Consider the following 16,465-nt stretch of genomic DNA (forward strand, 5'->3'; position numbering starts at 1 on the left):
ATTAATAAATATTAAGTCCGTAAGGAAGAATAGTTTGAACTCCTTTTAGTTTTTGAAATCTCTTCACTTGTTCTAAAAGTTTATAGTTTTCTTCTCCGATTTCTTCTTTTATAAAAGCTTCTTTAGATTGTGCAAATGGTAAACCCGAAAACAAATCATTAAGCGATTTATCGTATTCAGGAAAATTCTGAGTGCTGTATTCTTTGATCTTAGCAATTTTCGCAGCTTCAGTAATCGCGTCATTCAAGCCGCCTATTTTATCCACTAATCCTAATTTTAAAGCTTCAGTTCCAGACCAAACCCTCCCTTGCGCGATAGCGTCTACTTGTTCAAAAGTCATTTTTCGGCCTTGAGCCACATGACTAACAAATGTGTTGTAGATTTTTTCTACACCTTCTAATGTAAATGCTTTGAACTTTTCGTCAACGGGTACAAACGGACTATAATTTGGAGCGTTTTCGTGCGTTTTAACCTGTTCAGAATTAATTCCTAACTTGTTGGCAAGAGGAGAGAAGTTTGGTAAAACGCCAAATACTCCAATAGAACCAGTAATAGTATTGTTTTCGGCAAAAATTTTATTTGCGTTGCAAGCAATATAATAACCACCTGAAGCGGCATAATTACCCATAGAAACAACAACAGGTTTTACTTTTTTAGTGATTTCTATCTCTCTCCAAATCAAGTCAGAAGTTAATGCGCTTCCGCCTGGACTGTCAATTCTAAGAACGATTGCTTTTACATCGTCATTTTTTCTTGCTTCTTGTAAAGAACGACGCATTGATCCTTCACCAATTGTATTTACATCGCCTTCTCCGCCTGTGATTTCGCCTTGAGCGTAAATAATTGCAATTTGATCGCTTGAGGTGTTTGCCAAAGCAGTCGTGATATTATTTTGAGTATAATCTGCAATCGAAATTTTATTATAATCCTCGTCTTCTTTTACTTTTAATGCTTTTTTGATGGCATTATGATATACATCTTCATAAGCAACAATATCAACTAAATGCTGTTCTTTTGCCATTTCTGGAGTTCTTGCCAAGAGACCATTTGCGATTTCGTTTAGTTTTGGTAGTGGAATGTTTCTGCTTTTAGAAATATCTGTAGAAATTGTTGTCCAAAGTGAGTTTAAAAGAGCTGTAATCTGCTCTCTATTAGCATCACTCATTTTATTTTCTAAGAAAGGCTCAACGGCACTTTTGTATTTTCCGTGACGAATAACTTCCATATGGATTCCAGATTTGTCCTGAAAATCCTTAAAGAACATTACTTCAGAAGAAAGACCTTTAAAATCTAAATCTCCAGCTGGATTTAAATAAACAGTATTGGCTACAGAATTTAGATAATATTCTTTCTGCGAATAAGTATTGGCATATGCCCAGACAAATTTTCCTGATTTTTTAAAGCTTTCTAATGCATTTCTCAAATCTTTGTATTGTGCAAGACCAAGCGAAGATTCGTCGTTTAATATCGAAATTCCTTTGATGTTATCATCCGTTTTCGCTGCTTCGATTGCATTGATAACATCTGTTAAACCAATTTCTTTTCCGCCTGAAAATTTAGTTACCCAAGGATCTTTGTATTTTCCGGCATAGTCATTTTTGATTTCTTTTAAATTGAGTTCAATAACCGAATCCGATTTTGCAGCAACAATGTCATCTCCTCCAAAAATAGCCCCAATCAGGATTACTCCAAAAAAGAAGATCATGATAAAGACAAAAATACCAATTACTGTGGCAAGTACATTTCCTAAAAACTTCATAAGTATATTTTTTTTTAATAAGTAGCAAAAAGAGTCGCTTTGTTACAAATATAGTCGAATTAGATTTTAATTCTAACATGTAAAATGTGAAATAGTATTAAAATTATGTCGAAAAAACTTAAAAATAACGACCTTGTTTTTGTAAGATAAATATTGTTTCAAAGTTTATTATTCTATATTTGAAGTGAATAAATTTTACCGATATGAAGCAAAAATCTATTTTCTTAAACCTGTTTTTATTTTTTTGTTTTTTGGCATCAGCACAGAAAGTAAACATTACAAAAATAGTAGCAGATGAAATAGTAAAAACACCTCTTGAAAAGGTTATTGTTTTTAATGAAAAAGACATTTCTTTAACTAATACAGAAGGTGTTTTTTCTTTTGTTTCGGATATTGAAATCCTAAATTTTGCTCTTATTGGTTATGAAGATCTGAAACTTTCTTTTGATGAAATAAAAAAGAAGGATACAATCTTTCTGAAAAGAAAAATGATTGAACTTGATGAGGTGATAATTGGAAATGAACTTTCGATTTTAAAGAAAGCATTTTCTAATTTGAAAGAGAATTATTCAACAAACCCATATAATGAGAATTTCTTTTTAAGATGTGTTTTGAAACGAAATGATGAAATTTCGCGACTTCAGGATATTTATGGCAAAGTTTCCAGAAAATCTTTTTTTAAAACCAAAACGCAGCCAGATAATAAATGTGAAGTTGAAATTTTGAACATGAGAAAAATCGGAATTACAGAAAAAAGTGATTTGGTTTATTTTAAATTTCAAAGTTTTGAGAATTTATTTGATCTAAACAGTCTGATTCAGATAAATGTTGATGAATATGAACTGCAGCAGGAAAAAGATATCGCTTCTGATTATTGGAAAATAAGCTTTGTTCAAAAGGAAATCAATAGTAGAAAACAAAAAATAAAAGGTCATTTTATTATCAAAAAAACAGATTACGCCTTTGTTCAAACTTGTTTTGATTTTTATGATAATCCAGAAGAAGTTCCTTACAGTAAAGATGGCAAAGTAATGTACAGGACGACTAGTTTTAGGCGTATTTCAAATTATAAAAGAGACGATGCATTTAATAAATATTATTTAAGCAATGCAAACTCTGTTGTAAGAGTTGAAATACTTGAAAGCGAAAAAAATCCGAAAGCATATTATGATTTCACATCAGATTATTTTGTAACCAATAGTTTTATTTCTTCAAAAACAGCTTCAAATCTTTCGATGGATAAAGATATTTTTAAAGTAAAATTTGCCTACTCAGATCAATTTTGGGCAAATCAAAATCAACTTCCACTGACTAATAATCTGAAAGAGTTTTTAAGTCGTGTTTCGGCAAATAAAGAACGAAAAAAAGAATACGATGTAATCGGAAACTTCTAGGTTTTGATGCAATAAAAAGGGTTGATTCTAAAATACTTTTAGTTAATTTGCATTAATTATGAAATTACAGCATCAAATCGTTTTATCGATAGGCAGCAACGAGGGCAGCAGATTAGAAAATATCCAAAAATGTATTCAATTAATTCATGAAGAAATAGGAACAGTAGTTAAGGTTTCTAAGCTTTATGAAACGCCTGCTTGGGGTTTTGAGAGCGATGCTTTTTATAATTGTGCTTTATTGCTGCATTCTGATTCTAGTGCTCAGAAAATTCTAAATCAGGTTCTTAAAGTTGAAAAACAACTGGGGAGAATTCGCTTAAATCAAGAAGGATATCAAGCTAGAATTATCGATATTGATCTTATTACTTTTGATGATGAAATCATAATTTCAGAAAAACTTCAAATTCCGCATCCTTTAATGCAGAATCGTAATTTTGTTTTACTGCCGATGCAGGATTTAAAATTAGATTGGAAACATCCTGAATTGAATAAAACAGTTCCAGAATTAATTGCGATTTCGCCAGACGAAAGTGTTTGTAAAGTTGTTCAGGATTTAAAAAGCCCTTTACAAGATATTCCTCTGGAGAAGTTTAATTACATTTCTTTCGAAGGAAATATTGGAGCTGGAAAAACGACATTAGTTCATAAAATTGCATCAGATTTTAATGCCAAAACCGTTTTAGAACGATTTGCTGACAATCCGTTTCTTCCAAAATTTTACAAAGATCAGAACCGATATGCTTTCCCGTTAGAAATGTCTTTTCTAGCCGACCGTTATCAGCAATTAGCAGATGATTTGGCGCAGTTTGATTTGTTTAAAGATTTTATTGTTGCCGATTATCATATTTTTAAATCATTGATTTTTGCTAAAATTACTTTAGCAGAAGACGAATATCGCTTGTATCGAAACTTATTTGATATTATCTACAAAGAAATGCCAAAACCCGATTTGTATATTTATTTGTATCAAAATACAGATCGTCTTCTTCAAAACATAAAAAAACGCGGCCGCAATTACGAGCAGAATATCGAAGCGGTTTATTTAGAAAAAATCAATAATGGTTATCTAGAATATATTAAATCCCAATCCGATTTAAATGTTTTAATAATCGACGTTTCTGATCGCGACTTCGTTAAAAAACACGAAGATTATATCTATATACTTGAGGAAATTCAGAAGAAAATTGGGTAATGAGATAATGTGCCAATTTGATAATTAGATAATTAAAATAATTGCATAACATTTTAAATTATCTAATGGACTAATTATCCAAATTATCTAATTAAAAACTATCTCTTTAGGGAAAAATGACCGTTAAAAATCGGAGTATTATCATCTACTTTTAAAACATACCAATAATCTGAAGCCGGCATCTGAATTTGATTGAAATTCCCGTCCCAGCTCATTTTGTTACGACTTAACTGTGCAATCAATTTTCCGTATCGATCAAAAATCGTGACTTGTGCCTGAGGGTAATTCTCCATTCCGGTTACTTCCCAAACATCATTAAAACTGTCATTATTTGGTGTAAAGAAAGGAGGGAAAACAAGCACAACAAACTGTTTTTGATCATAACCACATCCTGATTTTTCTTTTACAAAAGCAGTTTGCAATCCGCCTGGAATATCATAAAAAACATTGGAATCATAAAAATGTATGCCATCTACAGAGTATTCAAAATAAGAAGCTTCTTTTGTTGTGTGTATTACGGCTTTTGTGCCTTCAACATCAATTCGGCTTATTTTTGGCGCAAAATGTTCTACCACTGTAATTGTTTTAGTACTGCTGCAGCTTTCAGGTGCGGGACTAGTTACTTTTACAGTGTAAGTACCAGCGGTAGTAACTTCTGTAGTTTGTCCCGTATCGTTATTAGACCATTCATAATCCATTCCTGCGATTCCTGCGTCTAAAGTTATAGTTTCAGATTCACATAAAATTACAGTCTCATCTTGAACTGCAGGAGGAGTGTAAATTACTGCATTTACAGCAGTTCGCGTAGGATTAACACATCCGTTATTTGAAGCTTCTGCATAAAAAGTCGTATTTGTGGTAATAGGCGGAGTAATAAAATTTAGTCCAGTATAAAGACTAGAACCTCCCGAAGCATCAGCGAACCAATTTATAATTCCGACATTGATTGTAACTTCAAGTGTCACTCTTCCTGGCCCGCATAAAGAAAAGAAAGACTTGGTTGAAGTTGGCGAATTTGGAGTTACACTTACAGTGGCGGTGACACTTTTACGATTTGTTTTGCATCCTGCATCTGCATAATAAGTCGTTGTAGTATTGATTATGGGAGTACTGTAAGTATTTCCGGTTCCTAATAAATTTCCTCCTGTTGCTGCGTCATACCATCTGATAGTGCCGTTTACGGTCGAAGCAGTTAAAGTAATACTTCCAGAATCACAAATCGGATTTGGGGTAAGGACTGTTGCAACTGGAATAGTAATTTTTGTACTCGCTGCAATTTCTAGTGGAGACTCGCCCGGCATGCCTCCATATTCTACAACATATCCTTTCGGCTGATAATTATCTCCAGGATTGAGAGAACCTGTATTAGACAAATCATTCCAAGAGCCTCGTATTCCGACGCCTGGCTGCGTAATGTGGGCATAATCTTCATCTCCTAGTTGATTGGGTTCTCCAGAATTCCAAAAAGCAAAATTTGGAGTAGAGCCATTTTGTGTTCCGTTCCAGAAAATAGTTCCAGCTTCAGGTCCTGTAACCCATTTCCAAACACCTTCCGTTTCGGCATCGCTTCCACCGATCCAGCCGGTTCCAGAAGCTTGTTCGCCAATTAGTTTTGCTTCATCAGAAGATAGAACGGTTGCCAAATAACCTTTTAACCCATAGTATGTACTTGAAGCAGCTAAATCTCTCGCGTTTGTCCAAGTAACTCCAACATTGGGAACAAATAGGTAATAATGCCCAGTAGAAGGAAGGTAATTGGCTTGACCTATCGTAATAGAAAATGTTCTCGATCCAGATGCACTTGCAGAAGAGTTAGAAAAAACAACATCTTTCACAGCATTGATTAAATCACTATATGGAATTTCATCCGTTGGATTCGCTCCTCCTAATCGTAATTTTCCAGTAGAAGGATCCCATGAAGATGTTATATTGGGATGAGAAGCAGCATTTGCTAATTCTAATATATCAAAACTGCTGTAACCAGAAGATATCTGAATATAAATAGCTTGAGTTCCGTTTTCAGCGAGATCGTGAGTTATCGAGAAATCCGTAACAATATTAATAGAAGTTTGAGGACAATACAATTGATCTCCTTTGGCTTTGATCGCAGGAGGTGCAATAACTATTTTACTGCAATCCTCAGAATATCTGGCGGTATTGTCTTTATAAGAAGACCAGTTGGCATTAGAATAATTTTCGTTATCTACTTGGATGCACGTCAGAACGGGATTAGTTTTAAAATCAATAAATGTAAATTTTTGATTTTGACCATTTTTTAAGTTCACATAAGTCAATTGGTTATTATCACACCAAAAATTAATTAAATTACTATTTTTAGAAAGGTCTAGAGTTGTTAATTGATTTAAGTTGCAGTTTAGAAGTGATAACTTTGTGTTTTTTGTAACATTTAGTGATGTCAATCGATTTGCACTTAGATCTAAATAAGTAAGATCAACATTAGAAGAAATATCAATATTTGATAAATTGGTAGAAGAGCAATTTAAATTTCGTAGTAAAATGTGTTTAGATAAATCTAAAGAACTTATCTGAGTTCCAGTGCAATTTAAATATAATAAATCTAAGTTTGCGCTAATGTCTAAAGAGGTTATGCTATTGTTGGGACAAGAAAAAGTTTCTAAAAGTATGTTTTTGGATACATCTAAACTGCTCAATTTATTATTATCTACATATAAGGTTTCTAAAGCTGTATTTTTTGAAATATCAAGAGTTGTTAATTCATTGTAACCGCAATCTAAATGTCTAAGCAATAAATTGTTTGAAATATTTAAAGAAGTGATTCTGTTTTTGATATATGGATTGTTATTATCTGATAATCCTAAATCTAATTGTTCAAGTTTTGTAAAAGCTTCAATTCCTGTTAAATTAGAAATGTTTCTGCCAGGTATTGCTAATATTGTTAGATTGGCAATATTTGCAGTAAGAACTTGACCATCAATAGAACCGCTGTCAATATTTAAATTGATTAAAGCTTGTTCAAAATTAGGATCAGGAATTGAAGTATATTGTTGTGCAGATCCAATAAAATTGGATAGAAGTAAAATGAATAAAAATAAAGTCCTTAGAGTGTAATTATTTTTCATTTTATAAAAGTATCACTTTTATAATAATAAAAAAATATATTTACATTTGTAGCAATTTAAGGTTTGAAAATATTGTAAAATCACATTTTTTTAACATAAAAAGCATTTAGTGTTTGTTCGGCCAGTTTATTTTTTGAAATAAATCCCAAACTACAATTCCTGCACTAACTGCAATATTTAGAGAATGTTTTGTACCTAGTTGAGGAATTTCAATACATCCGTCACAAATGGCAACTGCTTCCTGAGATACGCCGTAGACTTCATTCCCGAAAACCAATGCATATTTTTGATCTTTTTCAATTTTAAAGTCTTGAAGAAAAATGGAACTTTCCACTTGTTCAATGGCTAATGTCAGCACATTTTCTTTCTTTAGATTTTCAATAACTTCCAAAACATTTTCATGATGTTCCCATGCAACCGTTTCAGTTGCACCAAGAGCAGTTTTATGAATTTCTTTGTTTGGAGGAGTTGCAGTAATACCACACAAAATAATCTTCTCTACCAAAAAAGCATCCGAAGTTCTAAAAACAGATCCTATATTATGCAAACTGCGAATATCATCCAAAACGATTATTAAAGGGGTTTTCTCTGATTTTTTAAAATCTTCAATAGATTTTCGTTCTAATTCGCTATTCTCAAGTTTTCTCATTGTTGTAAATTCAGGTCATAAAAAAAAGCTTCCAAAGATAAGGAAGCTTTTTCGATTATTTTAAATGTTTTTCAGATTAGCTTTTTACTGGATCTGGTAAAACTGTACCTTTAATTGTAAGTACTTTTGTTGGTTGTCCTTCTGCGTTAGAAGTAACAGTTACCGTTTTTGTAAAAGCACCAACTCTGTCAGTAGCATATTTTACACCAATAACACCTTTAGCTCCTGGAGCAATTGGTTCTTTTGGAGTAGTTGGAACAGTACATCCGCAAGATCCTTGAGTGTTAGTAATAATTAACGGTTTTGTACCATTGTTAACAAAAACGAACTCACGTTTTCCGTCAGCATTGTGTGCAACAGTTCCGTAATCGATAGTTTCTGTTTCGAAAAGCATACCAGCACCTTCTACTTTTGCCACCTTTGCAGCTTTAGCTTTTTTAGTAGTTTGTGCGTTTGTAGCCGTAATACCAGCTACAGCTAACATAGCGAATAAAATTATTTTTTTCATCTTTAAGGGTCTTTGTTTTAATTATGAACAAATCTATAGAAAATTCTTAAATGTGAACTTAAAAAATTCATAAAATATTTTAATTTTTCTACTCTTCGATATGCCGCTAAAAAATCATAAATTCGCTGTCTTAATTTTTCATTTAAAAACACAATAATTTGGCAGCTAAAGAAAAAGTGGTGAAAGAAACACCCTTAATGAAACAGTACAACGAAATCAAGAGAAAATATCCTGATGCCTGTCTGCTTTTCAGAGTAGGGGATTTTTATGAAACCTTTGGAGAAGACGCCATTAGATCTTCTAAAATTTTAGGAATCACGTTAACCAAAAGAGGGGCAGGTTCTGAAACAGAAACGGCACTTGCAGGTTTTCCGCATCATTCTATAAATACATACTTGCCAAAATTAGTAAAAGCAGGTCTTCGTGTTGCTATCTGTGATCAGTTGGAAGATCCGAAAATGACCAAAACTATTGTAAAACGAGGCGTTACAGAATTGGTAACACCGGGAGTTTCTTTAAACGACGAAGTTTTACAATCTAAATCGAATAATTTTTTAGCTTCTGTTTATTTTGCCAATAAAAATATCGGAATTTCTTTCTTAGATGTTTCTACAGGAGAATTCTTGACGGCGCAAGGAAATGCAGAATATATTGATAAATTATTGCAGAATTTTAACCCAAGTGAAGTTTTAGTTCCGAAGAATAATAAAGGCGATTTTAAAGCGGCGTTTGGTGAGGATTTTCATAGTTTTTACTTAGAAGATTGGATCTATAAAGAAGATTATGCTTTAGAGACGCTGACGAAACATTTTCAAACCAATTCATTAAAAGGTTTTGGTGTTGAAGAATTAAAAGAAGGAATTATTTCGTCTGGAGCAATTCTTTATTATTTATCAGAAACACAGCATAACCGCGTACAACATATTACAGCGATTCAGCGTATTGCAGAAGATGCTTACGTTTGGATGGATCGTTTTACGATTCGAAATTTAGAGTTATATCATAGTTATAACCCAAATGCAGTAACGCTTTTAGATGTTATTGATAAAACACTTTCTCCAATGGGAGGAAGATTGTTAAAGCGCTGGCTGGCACTTCCGTTAAAAGACGCAAATAAAATTAAAGGAAGACATGAAGTTGTTTCCTATTTAAAAGAGAATACTGAAATTCTACAGAGTATTCAATATCAAATCAAACAGATTTCAGATCTAGAGCGTTTGATTTCTAAAATCGCGGCAGGAAAAATTTCGCCTCGTGAAATCGTTTATTTGAGAGAATCTTTAGATGCTATTATTCCAATTAAAACTTTGGCGCTCGAAAGCCCGCAGGAAGCCGTTAAGGTAATTGGTGACAGTCTTCATGCATGTGATCTGCTTCGCGAGAAAATTAAAACGACTTTAAATCAAGATGCTCCAGTTGCCATCTCAAAAGGAAATGCAATTGCTAGCGGTATAAATGCAGAATTAGACGAATTACGTGCAATTTCTACTTCTGGAAAAGAATTTTTAGAAGGTATTGAAAGAAGGGAATCAGAAAGAACAGGAATTTCTTCACTGAAAATCTCCTTTAATAATGTTTTTGGATATTATATCGAAGTTCGAAATACACACAAAGACAAAGTTCCTGAAGAATGGATTCGTAAACAAACTCTTGTAAATGCGGAGCGTTATATTACAGAAGAATTAAAAGAATACGAAACAAAAATTCTAGGTGCAGAAGAAAAGATTTATAAGATCGAGACAGAGCTTTTTGAGCAATTGGTAGCGTGGATTGCGACTTATATTAAACCCGTTCAAATGAATGCGTATTTAGTTGCGCAATTAGATTGTTTGTGTTCGTTTACACAAATGGCAGTTGAAAACAATTATGTGTGTCCAGAAATTGATGATACTTTCGAATTAGACATCAAAAACGGGCGTCACCCTGTAATCGAAAAACAGTTGCCAGTTGGAACTCCATATATTGCAAACGATGTTTTTTTAGATCGCGAAACGCAGCAAATAATTATGATTACCGGTCCCAACATGTCGGGTAAGTCGGCCATTTTAAGGCAGACTGCTTTGGTTGTGCTTCTGGCTCAAATGGGAAGTTTTGTACCGGCAGACAGCGTGAGAATGGGAATCGTAGATAAGATATTTACAAGGGTAGGAGCTTCGGATAATATTTCGATGGGTGAATCTACTTTTATGGTTGAAATGAATGAAACGGCTTCGATTTTGAATAATATTTCAGATCGCAGCTTGGTTTTATTGGATGAAATCGGAAGAGGAACCAGTACTTATGATGGTATTTCGATTGCGTGGGCAATTGCTGAATTCCTGCACGAACATCCAGGGAGAGCAAAAACGCTTTTTGCAACGCATTATCATGAGCTTAATGAAATGACAGAATCAATGCCGAGAATCCAGAATTTTAATGTGGCGGTAAAAGAGTTAAAAGATACTGTTCTTTTTGTTCGTAAGCTGGTAAAAGGAGGAAGTGCTCACAGTTTTGGAATTCATGTAGCTAAAATGGCGGGAATGCCTCAATTGGTTATTTCGAAAGCGCAAAAGCTTTTGAAGAAACTAGAGAAAAACCATTCCAGCGATGCTTTAAACGGAATTAAGTCGGCAAATGATGAAATGCAGATGAGTTTCTTTAATTTGGACGATCCTTTGTTGGAAGAGATAAAAGAAGAAATTTTAAGTTTAGATATCAACGCAATTACGCCAGTTGAAGCTTTGATGAAGCTAAATGAGATTAAAAGAATGCTGGTTAAGAAATAAATTTTAAAAAATTTTCAAATTTAAAGTTTAGGTTATCAGAAAGTTATAAAATAAGCTTGATTTTTTTTCAAAAAAGGCTTGTTTAATTGAATAAATGTCCTAAATTTGCACTCGCAATACGAAACAATGTAAGTGTTGCGGTTCTTGAAAAATTTGAAATGCGAAAATAGCTCAGTTGGTAGAGCGCGACCTTGCCAAGGTCGAGGTCGCGGGTTCGAGCCCCGTTTTTCGCTCAAAAACCATACAATGCTCGGATGGTGAAATTGGTAGACACGCTGGACTTAAAATCCAGTGAACAGCAATGTTCGTGCGGGTTCAAGTCCCGCTCTGAGTACAAGGCCTCTTCTTTTGAAGAGGCTTTTTTTATGGATGAAATTTAAGTTTTTTATCGATTGAGCGGGAAAACTTAATGTCTGAGAACTTAGTGTCTTGGTGTCTTAAAAAAAAATCAACAATCTAAAATTTATAAATGGGTGCTTTTGTAATCAGCAAGCGGTTTAATGATGAATATAAGTTCACTTTTACTTCGAGAAAAGGGAAGGTGATTTTTACTAGTTTGAGTTATGAGTTGAGGTTTGAATGTGAGGAGGATATTGAGAAGTTTAAAGCGAATATTGAACTTGCGAAGTTTTTGAAATTTAAAGGCTCTGGAGGAAAGTATTTTTTTAAATTGATGCTTGGGGAACTTCATTTTGCTACGAGTCGTAAATACAGTACTGAATTGCTTTTGCAAAAAGGAATAAAAGAAATTATAACGTATTCTTCAAGGTCGGAGATTTTGGATTTTTCTTCTAGTGAATTGATTTTTGGAGATGAAGATGAGTTTGGTGAAGATGATGAAGCGGCGGAATAAAAAAAGCGCTCACTTTTAAAGTGGGCGCTTTTTTTTTGCGGCTTATTTTTTAAAATAAGTCACAAAAAAAAACCATCTTTTAAAGATGGTTTTAAAATCGTTAGAACTTAGGTTCTAATTATTTTTTTACTTCTTCTACTTTAGCAGCAGCAGAGTCAACTTTAGCAGCAGCAGAATCAACAGTTGCAGCAGCAGAATCAACTACAGCAGCAGCTGAATCAACAGCAACAGCAGTAGAATCTACAGCAGGAGCTTCAGCAGCAGCGTCAGCTTTTTTACAAGATACAACAGTTAAAACAGCAACAACAGCTAAACTTAAAAATACTTTTTTCATCTTACTTTATTATAAAAGGTTAATTATTAATTCGTGGCAAAGATATAAATTTTTTAATATGTAAAATATTTTTTCACTTTTTTTTTAAAATATTTTCCTTACTCACGATTATCTTAGTTATCAAATAATATGCCAAATTAACAAAATTATTTTTATTATTGGATATTTTGTGTAAATTATTTTTTGTTGAAAATTCTATCGGTGTTTTGGTTCTTTTAGTTCTCTTTCTTGTAGTTTATTTTGTTTTTTAAGGATAATTCTGTTTTCTTCAAAAGCAAAAAAGAGGGTTTACAAAAGCTTATTGTTATAAAAAAAGAGAAAAATACCCCTTAATTGTGTTTTTTGAGCCTTAAGAAACGATTTTCATAATGGTTTCAGTCGCACCTTTGTTGTTTTGGATAAAAGAGCCACAGATTTTGCTTTTTTCATTATAAAATGATTCGTTGTAAAGCAATTGGTCAAAATTGTTTTTTAATTCAGAGATATTTGAGATGACAATGCATCCATTAAGTTCGACAAGCGAAACAGCTTCTGCAAAGTTTGAGTAATTTGGTCCAATTACAATCGGTATTCCAAAAGTGGCTGGCTCCAGAATATTGTGTATTCCAGGATTTCCAAATCCGCCTCCCACGTATGCAATAGTTCCATAGCTGTAAATTTTTGTCAATAAACCAACAGTGTCTACAATTAAAACATTGTATTTTGAAAGGTCAATATTCTCTTTTTCTGAAAATAGAATAGTTGATTTTGTAATCTGAGATTTTAGGCTTTCAATCTGATCGATCTTTATATTGTGAGGAGCAATTATAAATTTGACATCTTCGGACGCTTGATTAATATATTCTGCTACAATAGCTTCGTCCTTTGGCCACGAACTTCCAATAACTATAACGGATTGGTTGTTTTTAAAATTTTCAATAAAATCTAATGAATTATCTCGTTCTAAAATAGTATTTACGCGATCGAATCTCGTGTCTCCCGAAACAATTACATTTTTAAAACCCATACTTTCAACTTTTTGTTTGGATTTCTCGTTCTGAACAAAAAAATAGGTAAATGCATTTAGGGCTTTTCTGTAAAATCCTCCATACCATTTAAAGAACATTTGATTGTCTCTAAAAATTCCTGAAATCAAATAAGTGGGAGTTTTGCTTCTTTCTAATTCTTTTAAATAATTGAGCCAAAATTCATATTTAATAAAGAAGGCTAATTCTGGATGCACTAGTTTTAAAAATCTTTTAGCATTACTTTTTGTGTCCAAAGGCAGGTAAACAGTTACGTCGGCAACTGTGTTATTTTTACGCACTTCGTATCCAGAAGGGGAAAAAAAGGTTACAATAATTTTATGCGAAGGGTATTTTTCTTTTATTTTTTCGATAACAGGCAAACCTTGTTCGTATTCTCCCAATGAAGCAGAATGAAACCAAATGGTTTTATCATCGGTTTTTATTTTTTCTTCCAGAATTGCGAAAACATTTTTTCGGCCTTCTACAAAAAGCTTAATTTTCGGACTAAAGAGTGCGACGATTTTAAGAAAAAAGCCTGCAATAGAAATTACTAAATTGTATAAAAAAAGCATGTATAAAATTTTGTGGCTAAATTACGTTTCTTTCTACTATTTTCATTGTTTGAAGGTATTAAATAACTATTTTTGTTCCACCTTTTAGAGATTTCTGTTAAAAATGAAGTCTTTAATTTTTAATACTATTCAAAATGAAAAAAATACAAATGGTTGACTTAAAAAGTCAATATGAAAAAATAAAATCTACTGTAGATGCTTCTATTCAAGAAGTTTTAGATACCAATACTTACATCAACGGACCTTTAGTTCATCAATTTCAAAAAAATCTTGAAGAGTATTTAGGTGCAAAACACGTTATTCCTTGTGCAAACGGAACAGATGCGTTGCAGATTGCAATGATGGGTTTAGATCTTAAGCCTGGAGACGAAGTTATTACTGCAGATTTTACTTTTGCGGCCACAGTTGAGGTTATTGCGTTATTGCAATTAACGCCGGTTTTAGTAGATGTTGATATGGAAAATATGAATATCGACATCGAAGCGCTTAAAAAAGCAATTACACCAAAAACAAAAGCGATTGTTCCAGTTCATTTATTTGGCCGTGCTGCTAATATGGATGCTATTATGGAAATTGCGGCAGAACATAATTTGTATGTAATCGAAGATAATGCGCAGGCAATTGGAGCGGATTATATTTCTAAATCGGGAACAAAAACTAAAGTTGGAGTTATTGGTCACGTTGCGGCAACTTCTTTCTTTCCGTCTAAAAACCTAGGTTGTTATGGAGATGGTGGAGCCATTTTTACAAATGATGATAAATTAGCGCACATCATCCGAGGAGTTGTAAATCACGGAATGTATGAGCGTTACCACCATGATGTAGTTGGTGTAAATTCTCGTTTGGATAGTATTCAGGCAGGAGTTTTGAATGCAAAACTTCCTTTGCTAGACGAATATAATAAAGCACGTCGTAGAGCGGCAACTAAATATAACGAGGCTTTTGCAGGCAATGCAAAAATTGTTACACCTAAATTTGATGCAGATCAAAATGATCACGTTTTTCATCAATATGTTTTAAGAATTATTGATGCAGATCGTAATGCTTTAATGCAGCATTTATTGGATAAAGGGATTCCGTGTGCAATTTACTATCCAATTCCGCTTCACTCTCAAAAAGCATATTTAGATCCTCGTTACAAAGAAGAACAGTTTCCAGTAACCAATCAATTAGTTCAGGAAGTTATTGCTTTACCGATGCATACAGAATTGGATGACGAACAGATTAAATTTATAACAGACAGCGTAATCGAATTTTTAAAATAAGCTTATTATTAGCCAAAATATAACCACAAACAACCACAAAATGAAAGTATTAGTAACAGGAGGGTTAGGATTCATCGGATCTCATACTGTAGTCGAATTGCAAAATGAAGGCTTTGAAGTAGTAGTGATTGATGATTTGTCTAATTCTTCGATAGATGTTTTAAAAGGAATTGAAAAGATTACAGGAAAAATGCCTGTTTTTGAGCAAATCGATTTAAGAGAAAAGAAAGCAGTTCAAGATTTCTTTTTAAAACATTCGAATGTAACAGGTGTAATTCATTTTGCAGCTTCAAAAGCGGTAGGCGAAAGTGTTGAGAATCCGTTATTGTACTATGAAAACAATATTGGGAGTTTAGTATATCTTTTGCAAGAATTACAGCAAAAACCTGAGGCAAGTTTTATTTTTAGTTCGTCTTGTACAGTTTACGGTCAAGCCGAAAAAATGCCGATTACCGAAGATGCACCCGTTCAGACAGCGATGTCTCCTTACGGAAACACAAAGCAGATTGGAGAAGAAATTATTAACGATACAGCTAAAGTTACCAATATCAGCGCTATTTTATTGCGTTATTTTAATCCGGTTGGAGCGCATTCCTCTACAGAAATAGGAGAATTACCATTAGGAGTTCCTCAAAACCTAGTTCCATTTATTACACAAACAGGAGTAGGACTGCGTCAGGAATTATCGGTTTTCGGAAATGATTACCCAACGCCAGACGGAACCGCAGTGCGTGATTATATTCACGTAGTAGATTTAGCAAAAGCGCACGTTATTGCTTTGCAGCGATTATTAAACAAGAAAAATTTAGCAAAAGTTGAAACTTTCAATTTAGGAACAGGAAAAGGAAGTTCTGTACTTGAAGTCATTCAAAGTTTTGAAAAAGTCAGCAATAAAAAGCTGCCATACAAAATGATGCCCCGTCGTGAAGGAGATATTACGGAAGCGTATGCGAATACAGATAAGGCAAACAATGTTTTGGGATGGAAGGCTGAATTAAGTTTAGACGAAGCAATGGCAAGCGCCTGGAAATGGGAACAAAAAGTGAGGAATAAATAAATTTCTTTC

At 33.3% G+C, this 16,465-nt stretch carries 12 protein-coding genes and 2 tRNA genes; 8 read left to right on the top strand and 6 right to left on the bottom strand.

Annotated elements, in window-relative coordinates:
- Position 1 precedes the first annotated feature (1 nt).
- Positions 2-1,759: a signal peptide peptidase SppA gene (sppA, locus tag ACFSC2_RS14410; RefSeq protein ID WP_379814718.1), complete on the bottom strand. Its 1,758-nt coding sequence runs from the start codon at positions 1,757-1,759 to the stop codon at positions 2-4.
- A 203-nt stretch (positions 1,760-1,962) separates the two neighbouring features.
- Here sppA and ACFSC2_RS14415 point away from each other — a divergent pair, with 203 nt between their 5' ends.
- Positions 1,963-3,153 (top strand): hypothetical protein, encoded by a 1,191-nt coding sequence (locus ACFSC2_RS14415; RefSeq protein ID WP_379814717.1) that lies wholly within the window; start codon positions 1,963-1,965, stop codon positions 3,151-3,153.
- Between the two features lie 58 nt (positions 3,154-3,211).
- Entirely contained in the window at positions 3,212-4,345 is a 1,134-nt protein-coding gene (gene folK, locus ACFSC2_RS14420) for a 2-amino-4-hydroxy-6-hydroxymethyldihydropteridine diphosphokinase (RefSeq protein ID WP_379814716.1), read from the top strand.
- Positions 4,346-4,443: 98 nt separating this feature from the next.
- Here the strand turns inward: folK and ACFSC2_RS14425 are convergent, their stop codons facing one another.
- The 3 genes from ACFSC2_RS14425 to ACFSC2_RS14435 all read right to left on the bottom strand — a co-directional run bounded on the left by ACFSC2_RS14425 (position 4,444) and on the right by ACFSC2_RS14435 (position 8,603).
- Positions 4,444-7,446, bottom strand: coding sequence for an Ig-like domain-containing protein (locus ACFSC2_RS14425; protein ID WP_379814715.1), 3,003 nt, complete (start codon positions 7,444-7,446; stop codon positions 4,444-4,446).
- A gap of 106 nt (positions 7,447-7,552) precedes the next feature.
- Positions 7,553-8,095, bottom strand: a complete 543-nt coding sequence (locus tag ACFSC2_RS14430) for an RNA methyltransferase (protein ID WP_379814713.1) — start codon at positions 8,093-8,095, stop codon at positions 7,553-7,555.
- 76 nt (positions 8,096-8,171) lie between these two features.
- Positions 8,172-8,603, bottom strand: a complete 432-nt coding sequence (locus ACFSC2_RS14435; protein WP_379814712.1) for a DUF1573 domain-containing protein — start codon at positions 8,601-8,603, stop codon at positions 8,172-8,174.
- Between the two features lie 158 nt (positions 8,604-8,761).
- On the opposite strand from ACFSC2_RS14435, the gene mutS reads away from it, so the two are divergent.
- The 4 genes from mutS to ACFSC2_RS14455 all read left to right on the top strand — a co-directional run bounded on the left by mutS (position 8,762) and on the right by ACFSC2_RS14455 (position 12,221).
- The gene (gene mutS / locus ACFSC2_RS14440; RefSeq protein WP_379814710.1) at positions 8,762-11,368 is read left to right on the top strand and encodes a DNA mismatch repair protein MutS; all 2,607 of its coding nucleotides are present in this window, start codon (positions 8,762-8,764) and stop codon (positions 11,366-11,368) included.
- Positions 11,369-11,528: 160 nt separating this feature from the next.
- Positions 11,529-11,601 (top strand) — tRNA-Gly (locus ACFSC2_RS14445).
- Between the two features lie 15 nt (positions 11,602-11,616).
- Positions 11,617-11,702: transfer RNA gene (locus ACFSC2_RS14450), tRNA-Leu, on the top strand.
- 135 nt (positions 11,703-11,837) lie between these two features.
- Entirely contained in the window at positions 11,838-12,221 is a 384-nt protein-coding gene (locus ACFSC2_RS14455) for a DUF1508 domain-containing protein (RefSeq protein WP_379814709.1), read from the top strand.
- A gap of 118 nt (positions 12,222-12,339) precedes the next feature.
- On the opposite strand, the gene ACFSC2_RS14460 is transcribed toward ACFSC2_RS14455, so the two are convergent.
- Together ACFSC2_RS14460 and ACFSC2_RS14465 are read right to left on the bottom strand one after the other, a co-directional pair.
- Positions 12,340-12,555: a PG1828 family lipoprotein gene (locus ACFSC2_RS14460; protein WP_008467260.1), complete on the bottom strand. Its 216-nt coding sequence runs from the start codon at positions 12,553-12,555 to the stop codon at positions 12,340-12,342.
- Between the two features lie 349 nt (positions 12,556-12,904).
- Positions 12,905-14,134: a 3-deoxy-D-manno-octulosonic acid transferase gene (locus ACFSC2_RS14465; protein WP_379814708.1), complete on the bottom strand. Its 1,230-nt coding sequence runs from the start codon at positions 14,132-14,134 to the stop codon at positions 12,905-12,907.
- Positions 14,135-14,268: 134 nt separating this feature from the next.
- Between ACFSC2_RS14465 and ACFSC2_RS14470 the strand changes: the two genes are divergently transcribed.
- Entirely contained in the window at positions 14,269-15,399 is a 1,131-nt protein-coding gene (locus ACFSC2_RS14470; protein WP_379814707.1) for a DegT/DnrJ/EryC1/StrS family aminotransferase, read from the top strand.
- Between the two features lie 40 nt (positions 15,400-15,439).
- Entirely contained in the window at positions 15,440-16,456 is a 1,017-nt protein-coding gene (galE, locus tag ACFSC2_RS14475; RefSeq protein ID WP_379814706.1) for a UDP-glucose 4-epimerase GalE, read from the top strand.
- Positions 16,457-16,465: the final 9 nt, after the last annotated feature.

Source organism: Flavobacterium artemisiae, from assembly GCF_042678225.1.
Lineage (GTDB): Bacteria > Bacteroidota > Bacteroidia > Flavobacteriales > Flavobacteriaceae > Flavobacterium > Flavobacterium artemisiae.